Here is an 18,621-nt window from a genome sequence, read left to right as displayed (position 1 = left end):
AGCTCGGCCAGGGAACCCTGCGGGCGTGGGCCCACGTTTTAGGCAGGCTGCGGCACCCGGTCCGGCACCTGTGCACGGACTTCGGTAAAGGAGTTGGCAGGGACGGCCAGGCCAAAGTGCTCGCGGAGCGTGCGCCCGGTGTATTCGCGCCGGAACAGCCCGCGGTCCTGGAGGATGGGAACCACCTGGTCCACAAAGATGTCCAGGCCGGAGGGCAGCACGGGCGGCATGATGTTGAAGCCGTCCGCGGCGCCGGACTGGAACCAGTGCTGGATGGCGTCGGCCACCTGCTCCGGCGTTCCCGCGAAGGTCCGGTGCCCGCGGCCCCCGCCCAGCCGGCCGATGAGCTGCCGGACGGTCAGGTGTTCGCTGCGGGCAAGGTTCACGATCAAGGTGTAACGGCTCTTGGCACCCTCGATCTCATCCTCCGACCGGAGGCCGGCCGGCAGCTGGCCATCGAGTTTCAGGGATTCCGGCGGGATGCGCAGCAGGTTGGCCAGCTGCCGCACCGCGTGCTCCGGCAGGATCAGCTCATCCAGCTCCCGTTCCAGCTTGAGGGCCTCCGCCTCCGTGGCCCCGATGACCGGAACGATGCCCGGCAGGATCTTGATGGACTGCGGGTCCCGGCCCGCCGCCGTCGTCCGCCTTTTCAGGTCGGCGTAAAAGTCCTGCGCATCCGCCAGGGTCTGGTGCGCCGTGAAGACCGCCTCCGCGTACCGCGCCGCAAAGTCCTTGCCGTTTTCCGAGGAACCGGCTTGGACAATCACCGGGTGCCCCTGGACGGATCTGGGCACATCCAGCCCGCCCTCCACCTGGAAATGCCGGCCCTGGTGGTTCACGGGATGCACGCGCGAGCTGTCGGCCCACACACCTGCGTCCTTGTCCGCCACCACGGCGTCGTCCTCCCAGCTGTCCCAGAGCCTCTTGGCCACATCCAGGAATTCCGCCGCCCGCTCGTACCGCTGCGAATGGGCTGGCTGGCCGGCGAGGGAGAAGTTCCTGGCGGCCGCGTCCCCCGCTGTGGTCACCACGTTCCAGCCCGCCCTGCCGCCGCTGATGTGGTCCACGGAGGCGAACCGCCGCGCCAGGTTGTACGGCTCGTTGTACGTTGTGGACGCGGTGGCGATCAGCCCGATCCGCTCCGTGACGGCTGCGATGGCGGCGAGCAGCACGGTGGGTTCGAGGCTGCCGTAGGGCCGCTGGGCCACGTTTCCGTGCAGCACCGGGGAGTCGGCGAAGAAGATCGAGTCCAGCTTTCCGCGCTCTGCCGTCTGCGCCAGCCGCTGGAAGTGGGCCACGTCCGTGCCGGCGAAGCTGTTGCTCTCCGGCAGCCGCCACGACGCCTCGTGGTGGCCGGTGCTCATCAGGAAGGCGTTCAGGTGCAGCTGCCTGGCGCCGCCAACCGCGGCACTCACGCGCGAACCGCGGCAGTTTCGAGAACCCCGGCTGCTTCGCGGGCAACTGCTTCGGGAACGACGACGGTCTCCGAGTAGGCGGACGAGTCGCCCTTGATGGAGGTGCTGCTGCGTCCGTCCACGCCTCGGGGAAGGTCGCCGGCGATGGTCACGCGGTTGAGCTGGCGGGGCTGGCCGTCGTAGTTGTCCGGCGCGTAATGCTGCGTGATGCGGTTGTCGAACAGCACCAGCTGGTCCGGCTCCCAGTTCACGCGCACCACGTTCTCCGGGCGGGTGATGTAGGCCTGCAGGAGGCGCAGGATGTCCTTGGACTCCGTATTGGACAGGCCAACGATCCGCAGCCGCTGCGCGAAACCGCCGATGTACAGCCCGCGCTCCCCGGTCAGCGGGTGGACCCGGACCACGGGGTGGGCGGATTCGAAGTGGATCCTGGTGAATTCCTTGCGGCGTTCGTCGGCGTTGGCGTGTTCGAGGTTCTTGGGCACGGAGTAGTCGTAGTCGTTTGTGTGGATTGCCCAGAGGGTGTCGGCGAAGTTCCGCAGTTCCTCCGGCAGGTCCTGGTAGGCCCCGGCCGAGGACGCGATCAGGGTTTCGCCGCCGTAGCCCGGCAGGGTGATGCTGCGCAGGGTGGAGGCCTGCGGCGGGTTCACCACAAAGGTGACATCGGTGTGCCAGTTGTTGGCGCTGCCGTTTTCGCTGTCCACGGGCAGGACCGCGGGCTTTCCGTCCACGGAGGCCACTGTGGGGTGGGCCTTGGTGAGCGGACCGAAGCGGCTGGCGAAACGCACCTGGTCCTCGTCGGTGCGGATGTTCGCTTCCCGGAAGACCAGTGCCTTGTGTGTGTTCAGGGCGTCCCGGAGCTGCGCCACGGTGTCCGGGGACAGGTCTGCGCTGAGGTCCAGGCCGCGGATTTCGGCGCCGATGCGCGAGCTGAGCTTGGTGAACTGGAGCTTGGTTTCGGTGATGACGGTCATGGTGTTTCCTTTGCAGTTCAGAAGGGACAGCTAGGTGTTTATTGGCTGAGACGCGGAGCGGTCAGCTGTCCGAGCCGACGGCGGTGCGCCAGCGGGAGAAGTGCCGTTCCAGTGCCACGAGCACGGTGTTGACCAGCAGACCCACGACGGAGACTGTGAGGATTCCGGCGTACATGTCCGGGATCAGGAAGCTGCTCTGCGCGTTGACGATCAGGTAGCCCAGACCGGCTTTGGCGCCCACCATCTCGGCCGCGATGAGCACCAGGATCGAGGAGGTTCCGGCCATCCTGATGCCGGTGAAGATCGTGGGCACCGCCGACGGCAGGATCACTTTCTGGAAGAGCCGGAAGCTGTTCAACCCCAGGGATTTCGCGGCCCGGATCAGCAGCGGATCCACGGTCCTGACGCCGGCAATGGTGTTCAGCAGGACCGGGAAGAACGCGGCGTAGGCCACGATGGTGATCTTCGATTCCTCCCCGATGCCCAGCAGCAGCGTGAACACCGGCAGCAGGGCCAGCGTCGCCGTGTTGCGGAAAAGCTCCAGCAGCGGGTTCAGGAACGAATTCAGCCAGCCGTACCAGGCGATCAGGAGCCCCAGCACAACGGCGGACACCACGGCAATGCCGAAACCGGACACCGAGCGGGTCAGGCTGGCCTGCAGATGGCTCTGCAGCTGCCCGTTCTCCAGGAGCTTGGCTCCGGCCGCCAGCACCTCATGCAGCGGCGGCAGGAACACCCGGGTGGCCGGGCTCGCCAGGTACAGCGGACCCACCTCCCACAGTGCCAGGAACAGGATCACGGCGAGGGATTTCCAGCCAGCCCGGCCCGCCTGGCGGGCTGCGGCACCCAACCTGGCTGCCGGCGTCGGGCGTTGCCCTCGCCCTGAACCGGACGGTCCGGAGGGTCCGGGCTGCGGCGCTCCGGAATGCAGTGAACGGCCGACGGCGGCAGCCGCCTCTTGCGGTCGGGTCAACACAGTGCTCATCAGGCCGCACTCCTTTCGAGGGGTTGTTCATCGGGGGCGGTGCCGTCCGGGAGGATCTTCCGGTGGCCGGAGTTCTGGGCCAGTCGGACTTCGTCATGCAGCAGGGACCAGACCTGGTGCCGGTGTTCCACAAAGGCCGGATGCGAGCGGATGTCCGCGTCGCCGTCGCGGTCGGGGATGTTGACGTCCACGATTTCCTTGAGCCTGCCGGGGCGGGCGCTGAGCACGGCCACGCGCTGGCCGAGGTAGACCGCCTCGTCGATCCCGTGGGTGATGAAGACGAGGGTTTTGCCCGTGGCTTTCCAGATCCGCAGGAGCTCGTCCTGGAGCTGTTCGCGGGTCTGGGCGTCGAGGGCGGCGAAGGGCTCGTCCATCAGCAGAACGTCCGGCTCATAGGCGAGGCTTCTGGCGATGGCCACGCGCTGCTTCATACCGCCGGACAGTTCATGCGGATAGCGGTCCTCGAACCCGGCAAGGCCCACCAGGTCGAGGAACTCGCTGGCCTTCGCCGCCCTTTCCTTCTTCGACAGGCCTGCGTTCTCGAGGCCGATGGACACGTTGGCCGACGCCGTGCGCCAGGGGAACAGCGCGTACTGCTGGAAAACAACGGCCCTGTCCTGGCCAGGCCCGGTCACTTCCTTGCCGTCCACCAGGACCTTCCCCGAGGTGGGACGGGAAAGGCCGGCCAGCAGGTCCAGGAGCGTGGTCTTGCCGGAGCCGCTAGGGCCGACAAGGGTGAGGAATTCACCTGCGGCCACGTCCAGGCTGAGGTCATCGAGCGCGGTGAGGACCGATGCTTCCGTCCTGGTGTTCTTGCCCGCCCCCTTGCCCGGACGGACAGTGAATTCCTTGGTGACATTTCTGAGGCTGATCTTTGGTGTCATCTTCTATCCTTTCGAGGTTGCGGCCGGTGCAGGGGTTTCCAGCAGGTTGAACTCATTCGTATAGAGCTTCTTGGTGTCCAGATCCCCGGTGATGATTCCCGCGGACTTCAGGTAATCGGCCCAGCGGGTGAAGTCCTGGTCCTGGAGCCGGCCGCCCGGCGATGCCACCCCCACGCTCTTCCAGTACTTCAGCGTTTCCGTGCTCTCGTTGCGGCCGCGTTTAGTGATGATTTCCTCGAACTTGGCGATCACCTGCTCCCGCGGTGTGGTGCGCTCCCACTCGATGGCCTTGGCGACTCCGGTGACCACGGTGCGGCTGGTTTCCGGGTTCTTGGCCAGGAAGTCCTTGCGGAGGACGTACTGGCCGGCGTCGAACGGTCTGCCGATCACCCCGACGTCGGTGAACAGGGCCCGTACGCCGCCTTCGGCGAGCGCCCGGTCCTGGAGCACCCCGCCGAGCGTGCCGACGTCCACCTGCTTCTTGCGGAGGGCCACTTCGGTTTCGTTCGGCGGCACCACCACCAGCTGGACCTGCTTGATCTCCTCCGGGGTCAGCCCGCTGTTTTTCAGGTGGGTGTTGATGATGGCTTCGTGGTGGGCGCCCAGGGTGTTCACGGCGACCTTCCTGCCGATCAGGTCCCGGGCCGTCTTGATGGGGCTGCCCTCTTCCACGTAGTAACCGGTGAACGTTTCCTTGTCCTCGCCGTAGTAGTTGATGACGGCCTGGACAGGCGCGCCCGCCTCGATGAGCTTGATGACGGCACCGGTGAACGCTCCCCCGATGTCTGTCTGGTCGGTGGCCACGGACTGGATGCTCTGCGGCCCGCTGGTGGTGTTGCTGACCCATTCGAGCTTGACGTCGCCCAGGTAGCCGAGGTCCTCCGCCACTTCCACCAGGGCCACGGTGTTGGGCGAACCCTGGTAGCGGACGGTTTTCACTTCGGCGCCGCTGCCCCCGGACTGGGCTGTCGCTGCGCCGCCACAGCCCGTCAGCACCAGCGACAGCGCCAGGGCTGCGGCGACGGCGGCCGCAGTGCCTTCTGCCTTTCCTGCAGCGGGCGATGCAGCCCTGCCTGCAGCGGGGGCGGTTCGTGCGGATGGCTTTCGCAATTTCATGGCTGGATCTTTCTGCGCTGGAGGTGCGGAACCGGCGATGCGGGTCCGGGCCGGCTGGCTTGTGGCAACCACTAGAACAGAGATGCAGGGACGGCAAAAGGGCGGGGTTCACAGCGCGAAACCGCACGTCACGGCGGTCCATGGGGCGTAGCAAGGGGCAATCCGGACGCACGAGGCAACGCAGCGTCATCCGCCACAACAGGGCGCAACAATGCGTCAGGGATCGTCGGGGGCCGGGGCTGCGCGAAGTCATCAACCGCAACGCCAGGACACGGCGGCTCAACATTTCCGGGTTTTTGGCCAGATAATCGGCGTTGCCGAACGCTCAGGGGACTTTTATCTGGACAAAAACTCAGGGGACGTGCGGACGAATATTTCGCTGCGGCGGGGATCCTCAGTGCCCGAGGATCGCCTGCGCGATTTCGTCGGCGTCGCGGAGCGTCCGCTGCCCGCTGGAGTACGTGGGGCCCCCGGGCTGCAGCGCTTCCGCGGCGATGGCCGTGCCCCACTGGGTGGCCGAAAGCTGCAGGCCCAGCACATAGAGACCCTCGGTCACTGAGCCGTTGGCCGCCACCGGCCGGTACGGGTGGGGCGCAACGTCCAGCCCGGTGGCCTGCACCGGCGCACCTTCCGCCGTCATCATCAGCCGGGGCCGCACCATCCCGTCTGCGAGGAGCTGTTCCAGGAGCGGTGAGTCGTTCGCAGACACGCGGTTGACCGGCGCGAGGGCCTCCACCATGGTCTTCGCCGCCACCGGCGGACCGTTCACCCAGGGCGAGACGGCGGTAAAGCGGCCCGACCGGCGGTCCACGCTGAACCGGGGGTCGGGCCCCACAAAGCTGACCACGCCGGCACGCGCCAGGGCAGCCAGCTGTTCAGCGCGCAGCGCAGGCGGCCCGCTGGCCAGGCCCTCCACAAACGACTCAAACCAGCCACGCAGGCCGGCCACCCAGGACTCATCGGTGATACCGCCGTCGGCCACTGCCGTTTTCAGCACCGCACGCCCGTGATGCAGGGCGCCGATGGCCATCTTCACCGGATCCTCCTCGCCCAGTGCGGAGCGGCGGGCGTCATCGAGCAGGTACTCGACGACGCCGGCATCCAGTTCAGCGCGCGATCCGAAGGACCTGCCCGCCAGGGGAGACGCGAGGCCCGGCAGATCCAGCCGGTGACGCGGCCCGACGTGCACTGCAAGGACGCTGTCCACCGTGGCCTCCCAGTTGGCGGCGCTGTGGGCATGGGGCCGCAGCGCATCCTCCAGCGCGGCCAGGAACTCGGACGCATCGGGGACGGCCGCCGGCTGCGAGCGCACCAGGGTGGAGTAGTAGGCCCAGAGCGTGTCGCGGTGCAGCAGGGGCCAGAGATCGTGGTCGAAACCCGGGCGGATTCCGGTGGCAGCGAACCGTTCCAGCGCGGCCCCGGTCAGGTACCGCAAGGTGACCGACGCCGGGTAGTAGCCGGCCAGCGCGGCCTTGGCCCGGTACGGGGTGCCGCGGCGGGAGGCTGCAATGATCACGGGCTCCTGGCCGGAAGGCTGATACTCGAGCCGGATTCCGGCGTCGATGAACTTTCCGCCGCGGCCCTCCGTGAGCTGGCCCATCGCGTCGAAGAAGTTCAGCCCCATGCCCCGGACCAGGACCGGTTCGCCGGCCGGAATCGCGGCCCAGTCGACGTCCGCCGGGACGGCCGGCGGGAAGTAGCTCAGGCCCAGCTGTGCGGCCGCTGCCTGGAGTTCCCGCTGTTCCGGGTTCAGCCGGGACGCCAGGTGCCCCAAGGCGAGGACCACGGAATCGACCGTGAGGGAACCGCCGCCGGCGAGTCCGACGTCGAACGTTCCGGTGCTGGGGGTTGTCCCGCCTGGGGTGCCGTCCCCTTGAGAACCGTCCCCCGGGTCGCCGTCCCCTGGCGTCCCCGCTGTTCCGTCGCGCGACGGACGCACCGACACGGCCGTCGTTTCGTGGAAACTGATGGTGACGCCGTCGGGCAGTTTTGCCGTCAACTCGTCCAGCGTGCAGCGCAGGTAGCGGCCGTACAGTGCCCGGCTGGGGAAGTCCCGCGATCCCAAGGCAGCCAGTTCGGACCGCTCGTCCAGCGTCAGGGCCGGCATCGGCTCACGCTTCTGCCGGGCCCGCCAGCGGTCGAACGTGGTGCCCGCGACGGGCGGCGCCAGCCGGGAGTCCTCAGGGATGACCGTGGGATAGAAAGACTGGGTGTTCATGAGGTACAGCCGGGATTGGCCGGGCTGCCACACGTGCCCCGGACCCGCCGGATAGGGGTCGATGACGTCGATGTGGAGGGATGCGGGGCCGGAGTGGGCAGCAGCGTGGGCGGCGGCGTGTGCGAGCAGGCGCTCCAGCACACTGGTTCCCCGCGGTCCGGCGCCGATGATGGCTGTCCGGATGCTCTTCGATTTACCCACGGCATCCAGAGTATCGGCATGCGCCGCAGGCACTTGACTTGCTTGCGGCGCGAAAATGTTGTTTGGATGGGGCGCATGACCACCACTGCAGCTGATCAAGCGCCCGGTTCATCGCCCGCCCCCGAACCCACTGACGAGAACGTCTGGCTGGAGGAGATCTACGGCGAGGCACCGCTTGCCTGGGTCCGGGAGCAGAACGCCCGCACCGAGGACCTTTTGGAGGACGCCGATTACGTAGGCCTGGAAGGAAGCATCCTGGAGGTGCTGGACTCCACGGACGGGATCGCCATGGTGGGCAAGCGCGGCGAGTGGTACTACAACTTCTGGAAGGACCAGGCGAACCCGAAGGGGCTGTGGCGCCGCACCAGCTGGGAAAGCTACCTGACGGACTCCCCCGACTGGGACGTGCTGCTGGATGTGGATGCCCTCGCCGCCGCCGAAGGTGAGGAGTGGGTCTTCCACGGTGCCACGTTCCTTCGTCCCGCCGCCGGCGACCCGTACCGCCTCGCGCTGCTGGCGCTCTCCCCCGACGGCGGCGACGCCAACCGCTACCGCGAGTTCGACGTCGGGACCCGCACCTTTGTTGACCAGGCCGACGGCGGCTTCGACCTGCCGACGGCGAAGGGGAACGTTTCGTGGCTGGACGCGGACACGCTGCTGGTCGCCTCCACGGCCGGGAACCTGCCGCGGACCGCATCCTCGTATGCCCGGACGGCTGTCACCCTGCGACGCGGCGAGGCCCTCTCCGCGGCCGCCCGGCTTTTTGAGGTGCCCGAGGACCACATGATGGCCGTGGTGGCGCACGACTCCACTCCGGGTTTCGAGCGCACGTTCGCCGTGGACTACATCGATTTCTACAACCGCAGCACGTTCATCCGCTGGGACGACGCCTGGCTCGAGATCGATGCGCCGACAGATGTTAACCTCAGTGCGCACCGCGAATGGCTCCTGTTCCGGCCTCAGCAGGACTGGTCCCTTGAGGGCAACACGTACCCCGCCGGGTCCCTGTTGGCCGCGAAGTTCGAGGACTACCTTGCCGGGGCGCGGGATCTCTTGGTGCTGTTTACGCCGGACGCGCACACGTCGCTGCAGTCGTGGAGCTGGACGCGGAATTTCCTGCTGCTGAACCTGCTGCGGGACGTCTCGTCCGAAATCCGGGTGCTGGATCCCTCTGTTCCCGGCGTTGCGGCCGACGGGAGTGCGGCCGACGGGAGTGCGGCCGACGGGAGTGCGGCCGACGGCGGCGCCTGGGCTTCGTCGCTGCTGGATGCCTGCCCGCCGCTGCACGACGTCAACGCCTACGCGGTGGACGACGAAGATGAAGGACCGGCCGACGACGGTGACGGCGGCGGTGCGGGCGACGACTTCTGGCTGGTCGCCACCGGATTCACCACCCCCAGCACACTGATGCGCGGAAGCCTCACGCGGGATCCTGCCGGGACTGCTGGCTCCGGCAGGGGCGTTGCCGGGACGGCTGGCGTGGTGAGCAGCCATGCGGCAGTCAAGGCGTCGCCGTCGTTCTTTAATGACGACCAGTACGAGGTGCAGCAACACTTCGCCGTCTCCGCAGACGGCACCCGCGTCCCCTACTTCCAGGTGGCCTCGCGGGACCTTGTCCTGGACGGGCAGAACCCCACGCAGCTCTCCGGCTACGGCGGCTTCGAAGTCTCCCGAACCCCTGCCTACAGCGGAACCGTCGGCAGGGCTTGGCTCGAGCGCAGGACAGCCACCTCCGGCGGGCCCAGCGAGGCAGCGCACTCCCGCGGCGGCGTCTACGTTGTGGCCAACATCCGCGGCGGCGGCGAATACGGTCCGTCCTGGCACCGGGCCGCGCTCAAGGAAAACCGGCACCGCGCCTTCGAGGACTTTGCCGCCGTGGCGCAGCACCTCGTCCACCGTGGCGTCACCTCCCGGGAGCGGCTGGGCTGCGTGGGCGGGTCCAACGGCGGGTTGCTGGTGGGCAACATGCTCACGACCTACCCGGAACTTTTCGGGGCTATCTCCTGCGGCGTTCCGCTGCTGGACATGAGGCGCTACACGAAACTCTCCGCCGGGCACTCCTGGATCGCCGAATACGGCGACCCGGACGTGGCGGCGGAATGGGAGTACATCAAGACCTTCTCCCCGTACCACCTGCTCAAGGACGGCGTGGAGTACCCCGAAACATTCATCTGGACGGCCACGTCGGACGACAGGGTGGGACCGGTCCAAGCCCGCAAGATGGCCGCCCGGATGCAGGCGATGGGCATCCCGAATGTCTGGTTCCACGAAGCGCTGGAAGGCGGCCACGCCGGAGCTTCGGACAACCGGCAGGCCGCAGCGCTGCAGGCCCGCAGCCAGCACTTCCTATGGCGGACGCTGGCAGGCGGTTGATGTCTGTGTTGTCGGTGCGGCGGGCAGTCTCTGCTGACGTGGAACGGCTTGCCGCAGTCCATTTCCGCTGCTGGCAGGAAACGTACCGCGGCATGCTGTCCGACGCTTTCCTGGCAGCCGTGGATCCGGCAGGCCGGCTGGCATTGTGGCACCAGCTGCTGGACCGGCCGTACCCCGCCGAGGTGTGGGCAGCGTGCGACGATGGCACTGTGGTGGGATTCGCTGGCGCCCGCCGACTGCCCGCTCCCGGTTCCCCGGCAGGCCACCCGCCGCCGTCGTCCGGTGACCTGGAGCTCTGGGGATTGTATTTTGTTGGCATCGCAACAGGGGCTGGGCCTGGGGCGACGGCTTCTCGAAGCCGCCTTGGGCAATAACGCGGCCAGTCTCTGGGTGGCCGCAGGCAGTGCCCGGGCCATCGGATTCTACGAACGGCTCGGTTTCGTTCCGGACGGGGCCGAGGACCGGGTACCCGACTGGGAAGACCTCCGCGAAATCAGGTTGATCCGCTCCCGTTGATCCGCTCTCTTGCGCAAGTGTTCGGGCCGGTGGGTGAGCCGGGGTTTTCGCGGGGCGAACGGCGTCGCGGGGCTTGTGTGCGGGCCCTGAGACAAGCGCTCACGGGCCGTTTTGCACTGCGTGCCCCGTTCTGCGTATCCTTGGTGGGCTAGTAATAGCCATTGGAGACGTGCCAGAGCGGCCGAATGGGCTTCACTGCTAATGAAGTGTGGGGCACAACTCCACCGGGGGTTCAAATCCCCCCGTCTCCGCGTTTGGCCCCGGTCCTGGACCGGGGCCTTTTGCGTTCCCTCGGGAAGTGCTTTTATGCCACCAAACCCAAACTAGGTAGCAGCAACTGTCGTTATGAGCGCTCATAACGACAGTTACTGCTACCTACATGGGCGGGAGGCGGTGCCTGGCGCGTGGAGAGTGGGGTGGGCTGGACAGGCTGGCGGTCCGGGGTGCGGACCCACGAAGCTCCACCCGTGCAGGCGGTGGCAGGATGGTGGAATGGCAGTCAGCAATTCCCCGGGCGAGGAAACCAGCACAGGCCAGGCGTGGAATCCACGCCTGGCGCTACTGGTGGCTGCCACGTTCTTTATGGAGTTCCTGGACGGCACTATCCTCACCACCGCCATCCCCAACATCGCCGGCGACTTTGGCGTTCCAGCCGCCGACGTCAACATCACCATGACGGCCTACCTCATAACCGTGGCCATGGGCATCCCGCTCAGCGGCTGGCTTGCTGAACGCGTCGGGGCCCGCAAAGTATTCTGCTTCGCGATCGCCCTGTTCACACTGGCTTCACTGGCCTGCGCCATCAGCCCCGACCTGACTGTGCTGACTCTGAGCCGGATCCTGCAGGGCGCCGGTGGGGCCATGATGGTTCCTGTCGGCACCCTCCTGGTACTGCGCGGCACACCCAAGTCGGAGCTTCTCCGGGCGACGGCTTTCCTGGTGTGGCCGGCGCTGCTGGCGCCCGTACTGGCGCCGCTGGTAGGCGGCGCCTTGACCACTTACCTGTCGTGGCACTGGATCTTCCTCATCAATTTGCCACTGGGGGCGGCCGCGTTCATCGCCGCACTCAGTCTGGTACCAGCCGGCGCCGGAGACAGGGCACGCAGGCTCGACTGGCTGGGCCTGCTCCTCACCACCACGGGCGTGGGCGCTCTGGTGGTGGGCCTGGAGCTGGCCACTGCCCACCCCGACGGTCCATGGGCAGCTATCGGCGCTGCTGCAGGGGTATGCGCCCTCGCGGCCGCCGTGCTGTGGATGAGGCGGGCCAAAAACCCCCTGTTTGATCTCAGCGTTTTTTCCACCCGCACATTCCGGGCCATGGCCACCGGCGGGTTCGTCTACCGCCTGACCATCAGTTCGGTGCCGTTCCTCCTGCCCCTGATGTTCCAGACCGGTTTCGGCTGGTCACCGCTGCACGCCGGAATCATGGTGGCGGCCGTGTTCATCGGCAACATCGGCATCAAACCGGCCACCACGCCGCTGATCCGGCGTTTCGGTTTCCGGGCCATGCTGGTCTTTGGCTCCCTGGCATCGGCGGTGACCTTCGCCCTGTGCGCCCTGCTCACTCCGGACACACCGCAGGCCCTGATCTTCGCCCTGCTCGTGTGCAGCGGGGCCTTCCGCTCCATTGGCTTCTCCGCCTACGCGTCGGTGCAGTACGCGGACATTGCACCCTCCCAGCTGACCTCGGCCAATTCCGTGTCGGCGACCCTGGTGCAGCTCGCCGCAGGCGCCGGCATCGCCGTTGGCGCCCTGCTGATCCGGATTTTCGACGGCGTGGAGGCCTTCCCCGCGGATCACGCTGGCCCCTTCCGCGGAGCCTTCCTCACCATGGCCGTCCTGATGCTCTTCAGTACGGCGGACAGCCTGTCACTGCACCGGCACGCCGGCGCCGAGGTCAGCCGGCCTGGGCAAGCACGAGCGGAAGAACCGCCCCAGCCCCCGCCTGGCGCAGGGCGCGTCCAGCCACGGTAACGGTCCACCGGCTGTCCACGAGGTCGTCGATCAGCATGACGCCCTGGCCACGAAGTGTTGCCATGGCCGCCTCCAATTCCGGGCCCACCATGACGCGGTCCCAAACACCGGCCAGCCGGTACGCGCTGTTGCCGCCACGGCCTCCAGTGGGTCCGCCATGTCCCAGGTCCAGCTCGCCGAGGTAGGGGATCCTGCCGATTTCCGAAATTCCCTGGGCAAGGGAGCGGACCAGTTCGGGCTTGCTGCGGGAAGGCATGCTGACGATCGCGGCCGGCCGGCCTGCCCCGCTCCAACCCGGGTTCCGGCCGTCCCCGGTAGCCCATTCCCGCAGGACCTGGACACAGGCCTGCAGCATGGCAGGATCCACCGGCCGGTCGGCAGCGCCGGCCGCAAAGAGTTCCCGCAGCGCCCCGCCCCAGCCGAGATCGGTAAGCCTTGCCAGCACGCGGCCGTCAGCGAGTCCTTCGTCAGGCTTGATCTTGCCCTTGACCGGAACGCCCAGACGGTCCATGCCACTGGGCCACTGCATCCGTGCCTCCAGGACACCACCGGCGCGGGTGAGCGTCTGACCCGCCGCTGCCGTGGCGTCCTCGGCGATATCGGCCCGGAACCAGCGGCCCGCGCAGTTATCGCACTTCCCGCAGGCGTGCGCGGTCTCGTCATCGAGGACCGAGGTGATGTATTCCATCCGGCACCCGGCGGTGTCCTGGTAGATCACCATGGAGTCCTGCTCGTCCACCCTGGCCTCGGCGATCCGGCGGTAACGCTCGGCGTCGTAGATCCACGGCTGGCCGGTGGAACGCCACCCGCCGCCGACGCGTTCCACGGCGCCATCCACGGCCAGGACCTTCAACAGCAGCTCCAGCGGGGTGCGGCGGAGATCAACCCGGGCCTCCAACGCCACCGTTGACACGGCAGTTCCGGCCTCGGCCAACGCTGTCAGCACCGCTGTAGCTTTCTCCTCGGACGGCATGGAGGCGGTGGCGAAGTACTGCCAGATGTCCCGGTCTTCAGAACCCGGCAGCAACAGCACATCTGCGTTCGCCGCGCCACGGCCCGCGCGGCCCACCTGCTGGTAGTACGCCACCGGGGAGGACGGTGCCCCGAGGTGGACGACGAAGCCAAGGTCCGGTTTGTCGAAGCCCATACCGAGCGCCGAGGTGGCCACCAGCGCCTTGACCTGGTTGTCCTTGAGCATCTGCTCTGCGCGCTCACGGTCCGCGGGATCGGTCCTGCCGGTGTAGGCCTGCACTATGTGCCCGGCTTCGGCGAGAAGCCGGGCGGTGTCCTCCGCTGCGGAGACGGTCAGTGTGTAGATGATGCCGCTGCCGGGCAGATCGGCCAGGTGCGTCAGGAGCCAACCCAGCCGTTCGCGGGAATTCGGGAGGGCAAGGACACCCAGGCGCAGGGAATCCCGGCCAAGGGTGCCGCGGATGGTGAGGACGCCCTCGCCCAGCTGTTCCTCGATGTCGTGGACCACGCGCGAGTTGGCCGTTGCCGTGGTGGCAAGGACAGGCACGGACTCCGGCAGCTGGGTGATCAGGTCAGCGATCCGGCGGTAGTCCGGCCGGAAGTCGTGGCCCCAGTCCGAAATGCAGTGGGCTTCATCAATCACCAGCAGGCCCGTCCGCCGGATGAGCTCCGGCAGCTGGTTCTCACGGAAGGACGGGTTGGTGAGCCGTTCCGGCGAAACCAGCAGCACGTCGACTTCATCGGCGGCGAGCTGTTCCCTGACGGTATCCCAGTCCAGCTGGTTCGCCGAGTTGATGGCCACGGCACGCACTCCGGCGCGGGCGGCGGCAGCCACCTGGTCCCGCATCAGGGCGAGCAGCGGCGAAACGATCAGGGTGGGGCCGGCGCCGCGGCGCCGGAGCAGCAGGGACGCCACAAAGTACACGGCCGATTTTCCCCAACCGGTGCGCTGGACCACCAAAGCCCGCCGGCCGCCGTCGACCAGTGCTTCAATCGCCTCAAACTGTCCGTCGTGGAAATCCGCCGCCGGATGCCCCACAAGTTCGCGGAGAACCTCCAGCGCCTGGCTTTTTGTGGCGGACGCTGAGTCAGGGGAAACGGAAAGAAGGGCGGCGTTCTGGGTATCGACCATTGATTCAGTATCCCAGCCCCCACCGACACCCAAAAAGCCGGGACCGCCGTATGTGGACAACCATGAACGTCCGCGGCTCCACGTAAGATAAAACCCGTGACTAGCGAACAGACAAAGATTTTTGACCTCTCGGCATCCTTCAAGGCCTACGACGTCCGGGGCATCGTGGGCGAATCCATCACCGCTGAAATCGTCGAAGCCGTGGGCGCCGCGTTCGTTGATGTGCTGGAACTGGAGGGCCAGACGATCCTGGTAGGCGGCGACATGCGCCCTTCCTCCCCCGAGTTCGCCAAGGCTTTCGCTGACGGCGCAGCCACCCGCGGCGCCGACGTCAAGCTCCTTGACCTGATCTCCACCGATGAGCTCTACTTCGCCTGCGGCTCCCTCAACGCTGCCGGAGCCACGTTCACCGCCAGCCACAACCCTGCCGAATACAACGGCATCAAAATGTCGAAGCCCGGCGCGCAGCCCATCTCCTCCGAATCCGGCCTCAAAGAAATCCAGGCCCTCGCCGAGAAGTACCTCAACGAAGGCTCCATCCCGGCGGCCCCCGCCCGCGGCCTGATCGGTGTCCACGACGTCCTGAAGGACTACTCCGAGTACCTCCGCCAGCTGGTGGACCTCTCGGGATCCCGGCCGCTCAAGGTAGTTGTGGACGCAGGCAACGGCATGGCCGGCCTCACCACCCCGGCGGTGCTGGGCGACGCCCTGCTGCCCAAGCTGCCCTTCGAGATCATTCCCCTCTACTTCGAGCTGGACGGTTCCTTCCCGAACCACCCGGCCAACCCCCTCGAGCCGGAGAACCTCCGCGACCTGCAGGCCGCCGTCATTGAGCACGGCGCCGATATCGGCCTGGCATTCGACGGCGACGCCGACCGCTGCTTCGTCATCGACGAAAAGGGTGAGCCCGTGTCGCCATCGGCCGTCACCGGTATGGTGGCACGCCGCGAAATCGCCCGCGCCCAGGCGCAGGGCGAGGCAACGCCCACCGTCATCCACAACCTGCTCACCTCCCGTGCCGTGCCCGAACTGGTAGGGCACGACGGCGGCCGCGCCGTCCGCACGCGCGTGGGCCACTCCTTCATCAAGGCAGTCATGGCCGAGGAAGGAGCCGTGTTCGGCGGCGAGCACTCTGCCCACTTCTACTTCCGTGACTTCTGGAACGCAGACACCGGGATGCTCGCGGCAATGCACGTGCTCGCTGCCCTCGGCGAGCAGGACGGTCCGCTGTCCGAACTCGGCCGCGAGTACGAGCCCTATGTCTCCTCCGGCGAAATCAACTCGGAAATCGAGGACAAGGCGGGAGCCGTTGAGCGCGTCCGCACCGACTTTGCCGCCGAGGACATCACCGTGGACACCATGGACGGCAGCACCTTCACGGCAAATGACGGCAGCTTCTGGTTCAACCTGCGCCCGTCCAACACGGAGCCCTTCCTCCGCCTGAACGTGGAAGCAACGGACCGGGCCACGATGGAACGCGTCCGCGACCGCGTGCTCTCCAATGTCAGGCGCTAAGCCGGAAGCGGCCCACGAAGCCACGGACGGCCCGGCTGCGGTGGCTTCGTGGCGGGATTCCGTTCCGGAGGCCTCGGCCACGGACCTGGAAAACCTGCTGGGCACAGGCATCGGCGCAGCCCAGGAACAGCTCGAGCGAAACGGCGGCTTCCTGCCGTTCGCACTGGTAGTGGAGAACGACGGCGAGGTCCGGCTGGTGGCTGTCACGCCGGCTGATGCCGAGGACGGCTCCGACGGTGACTTCGACGCGGACACGATGATCAGCGACCTCACCGAACTGCTCCGGCAGAACCGGGCTGATTTCCGGGCGGCCGCAATTGTCTGCGACATCCTCTTGGTCGAGGAAGAAACAGATTCCATCCATGTAGCCGCTGAACACCGCGACGGATCCGTCTTCGCCGCGGTCCTCCCCTACGCCGCCAACACCGGGACCCACGAACGGGAGTTTGGCCAGCTCGCCGCTGACACCAGCGAACCCACCGTCTGGGTGGACTAGACCTCCACTGGGTTGATGACATGAAGATCAATGCCTTCGCGGATGTGAGCCTGCGGGCCATGATGGTGCTGTCCGCAGCCCCTGACGGCAACCTGCTGACCACGCAGAGCATCGCCGACGCCGTGGGCACCCCGTACAACCACGTCAGCAAGGCCATGGCAAAGCTCCGTGAACTTGGCGTGATCGACGTCGAACGCGGCCGCAACGGCGGCTCCAGGCTCAACGACGCCGGACGCAAGGCCACTGTGGGCCAGTTGCTGCGGCTCCTGAACACCCGGGTGGATCCGGCGGACTGCCATTCATTGAACGGCGACTGCCCACTCATCAACGAATGCCGGCTTCGCGGTGCCCTCTCGCGCGCCCGGGAAGCCTTTTACCGGGAACTCGACGACATCGTGGTGTCCACCCTTCCCGGATCCCGCCAGATGGCGCCCGTGTTCCAGTCGATCGGGCTCCGCCCGGGGCTCTGACTCCCGGCTCCCCTGCAGCCCGGGCATTTCCGGATCCGTAGTCCTCAATTTTGATATCTCTTCTACGAAGTGTAGAACTTAGGTATAAATACTTGTATTTCAAATACATGTATTGACCGCGGTCCGGATGTACGCCCCGGGCCCCTACCTCAGGAGTACGCATGCTCTCGGACAAATCCCGCCCCGTCATTGAGGCCACCCTCCCGTTGGTCGGTTCCCGGATCGGCGAAATCACCCCCAAGTTCTACGCCCGGCTCTTCGCAGCGCACCCGGAGCTGCTGGACGGGCTCTTCAGCCGCTCGAACCAGCGCAACGGCAACCAGCAGCAGGCCCTGGCCGGAAGCATTGCCGCTTTCGCCACCCACCTGGTCAACAACCCCGGCACCCTGCCGGAGACGGTACTCGCCCGCATCGCCCACCGCCACGCCTCCCTCGGCATTACCGAACCTCAGTACCAGGTGGTCTACGAGCACCTCTTCGCCGCCATCGCCGAAGACCTGGCCGAGGTCATCACGCCGGAAATCGCCGAGGCCTGGACCGAGGTCTATTGGCTGATGGCGGACGCCCTGATCAAACTCGAAAAGGGCCTCTACGCCGCACAGGCCAACGGCACGATGTGGAGCCCCTGGAAGGTCGCCGCCAAGACCCCCGCCGGCACCGGCTCGATAACCTTCACCCTGGAACCGGCCGACGACACCCCCATCACTCCCGCCCTGCCCGGCCAGTACGTCAGCGTCAAGGTCACCCTCCCGGACGGGCTGCGCCAGGTCCGCCAGTATTCGCTCTCGGGCGACGCCGGCACGAGCCGCAGCTTCACCACCAAGAAGGACGACGGCGGCGAAGTCTCGCCCGTGCTGCACGACACCGTCCAGGTGGGCGACGTCCTCGAAATCTCCAACCCCTACGGTGAAATCACGCTCAAGGAAGGCGAGGGCCCGGTGGTCCTGGCCTCCGCCGGCATTGGCTGCACGCCCACCGCGTCCATCCTGCGCTCCCTCGCGGAAGCCGGCTCGGACCGCCAGGTCCTGGTCCTGCACGCGGAAAGCGATCTGGAGTCCTGGGCGCTGCGCTCCCAGATGACGGACGACGTCGAACGCCTCAAGAGTGCCGACCTTCAGCTCTGGCTGGAAGAACCGCAGGCCGGCTCCAACGCAGGCTTCATGTCGCTGCGTGAAGTGGACCTGCCGGCAAATGCGTCGCTATACCTCTGCGGGCCGCTGCCGTTCATGAAGCACATCCGCAACGAGGCCATCAACGCCGGAATCCCCGCCACGAAGATCCACTACGAAGTCTTCGGCCCGGACATCTGGCTGGCCAGCTGAATCAATTGGTGGGGACGACGGCGGCCCCGCACCTTCCAGGGGGAAGGTGCGGGGCCGC

15 protein-coding genes and 1 tRNA gene are annotated in these 18,621 nt (G+C 67.1%); 9 read left to right on the top strand and 7 right to left on the bottom strand.

What is annotated here, in order from left to right; genetic code table 11:
• Positions 1-38 precede the first annotated feature (38 nt).
• From CXR02_RS18485 to CXR02_RS18460, 6 genes are all read right to left on the bottom strand, one after another.
• A complete protein-coding gene (locus CXR02_RS18485; protein ID WP_258061113.1) occupies positions 39-1,415 on the bottom strand; it encodes an LLM class flavin-dependent oxidoreductase in 1,377 nt (458 codons plus the stop codon).
• Positions 1,412-2,389, bottom strand: a complete 978-nt coding sequence (locus CXR02_RS18480; protein ID WP_104063312.1) for a TauD/TfdA family dioxygenase — start codon at positions 2,387-2,389, stop codon at positions 1,412-1,414. Before CXR02_RS18480 ends, CXR02_RS18485 begins: the two co-directional genes overlap by 4 nt.
• Before the next feature lie 61 nt (positions 2,390-2,450).
• Positions 2,451-3,374: an ABC transporter permease gene (locus CXR02_RS18475; RefSeq protein ID WP_104063311.1), complete on the bottom strand. Its 924-nt coding sequence runs from the start codon at positions 3,372-3,374 to the stop codon at positions 2,451-2,453.
• Positions 3,374-4,258, bottom strand: coding sequence for an ABC transporter ATP-binding protein (locus CXR02_RS18470; protein WP_104063310.1), 885 nt, complete (start codon positions 4,256-4,258; stop codon positions 3,374-3,376). The genes CXR02_RS18475 and CXR02_RS18470 overlap by 1 nt, the downstream gene beginning before the upstream one ends.
• Positions 4,259-4,261: 3 nt before the next feature.
• Positions 4,262-5,374, bottom strand: a complete 1,113-nt coding sequence (locus CXR02_RS18465) for an ABC transporter substrate-binding protein (protein WP_104063309.1) — start codon at positions 5,372-5,374, stop codon at positions 4,262-4,264.
• A 394-nt stretch (positions 5,375-5,768) separates the two neighbouring features.
• On the bottom strand, positions 5,769-7,793 hold the full coding sequence (locus CXR02_RS18460) for an FAD/NAD(P)-binding domain-containing protein (RefSeq protein ID WP_104063308.1): 2,025 nt from the start codon (positions 7,791-7,793) through the stop codon (positions 5,769-5,771).
• A gap of 75 nt (positions 7,794-7,868) precedes the next feature.
• Between CXR02_RS18460 and CXR02_RS18455 the strand changes: the two genes are divergently transcribed.
• The 5 genes from CXR02_RS18455 (at position 7,869) to CXR02_RS18440 (ending at position 12,656) form a co-directional block, all read left to right on the top strand.
• On the top strand, positions 7,869-10,166 hold the full coding sequence (locus tag CXR02_RS18455; protein ID WP_104063307.1) for a prolyl oligopeptidase family protein: 2,298 nt from the start codon (positions 7,869-7,871) through the stop codon (positions 10,164-10,166).
• Positions 10,166-10,540, top strand: a complete 375-nt coding sequence (locus tag CXR02_RS23060; RefSeq protein WP_258061118.1) for a hypothetical protein — start codon at positions 10,166-10,168, stop codon at positions 10,538-10,540. The genes CXR02_RS18455 and CXR02_RS23060 overlap by 1 nt, the downstream gene beginning before the upstream one ends.
• Positions 10,449-10,682 (top strand): N-acetyltransferase, encoded by a 234-nt coding sequence (locus CXR02_RS23055; RefSeq protein WP_258061114.1) that lies wholly within the window; start codon positions 10,449-10,451, stop codon positions 10,680-10,682. The genes CXR02_RS23060 and CXR02_RS23055 overlap by 92 nt, the downstream gene beginning before the upstream one ends.
• 163 nt (positions 10,683-10,845) lie before the next feature.
• A tRNA-Ser gene (locus CXR02_RS18445) sits at positions 10,846-10,933 on the top strand.
• A 241-nt stretch (positions 10,934-11,174) separates the two neighbouring features.
• Positions 11,175-12,656, top strand: coding sequence for an MFS transporter (locus CXR02_RS18440; RefSeq protein WP_104063306.1), 1,482 nt, complete (start codon positions 11,175-11,177; stop codon positions 12,654-12,656).
• Here CXR02_RS18440 and CXR02_RS18435 read toward each other — a convergent pair.
• Positions 12,580-14,760, bottom strand: coding sequence for an ATP-dependent DNA helicase RecQ (locus CXR02_RS18435; protein ID WP_104063305.1), 2,181 nt, complete (start codon positions 14,758-14,760; stop codon positions 12,580-12,582). The two genes, CXR02_RS18440 and CXR02_RS18435, sit on opposite strands and share 77 nt — an antisense overlap.
• 96 nt (positions 14,761-14,856) lie before the next feature.
• Between CXR02_RS18435 and CXR02_RS18430 the strand changes: the two genes are divergently transcribed.
• The 4 genes from CXR02_RS18430 (at position 14,857) to CXR02_RS18415 (ending at position 18,563) form a co-directional block, all read left to right on the top strand.
• A complete protein-coding gene (locus tag CXR02_RS18430; protein ID WP_104063304.1) occupies positions 14,857-16,275 on the top strand; it encodes a phosphomannomutase/phosphoglucomutase in 1,419 nt (472 codons plus the stop codon).
• Positions 16,262-16,771, top strand: coding sequence for a hypothetical protein (locus CXR02_RS18425; protein ID WP_104063303.1), 510 nt, complete (start codon positions 16,262-16,264; stop codon positions 16,769-16,771). Before CXR02_RS18430 ends, CXR02_RS18425 begins: the two co-directional genes overlap by 14 nt.
• 20 nt (positions 16,772-16,791) lie before the next feature.
• Positions 16,792-17,241, top strand: a complete 450-nt coding sequence (locus CXR02_RS18420; protein WP_104063302.1) for an Rrf2 family transcriptional regulator — start codon at positions 16,792-16,794, stop codon at positions 17,239-17,241.
• 161 nt (positions 17,242-17,402) lie between these two features.
• Entirely contained in the window at positions 17,403-18,563 is a 1,161-nt protein-coding gene (locus CXR02_RS18415; RefSeq protein ID WP_104063301.1) for a globin domain-containing protein, read from the top strand.
• Positions 18,564-18,621 lie beyond the last annotated feature (58 nt).

It is taken from the genome of Arthrobacter sp. 4R501 (assembly GCF_002929755.1).
GTDB lineage: Bacteria > Actinomycetota > Actinomycetes > Actinomycetales > Micrococcaceae > Arthrobacter.
Note: the sequence above shows the minus strand (reverse complement) of the source record. Positions and strands in the feature narration are given on the sequence as shown.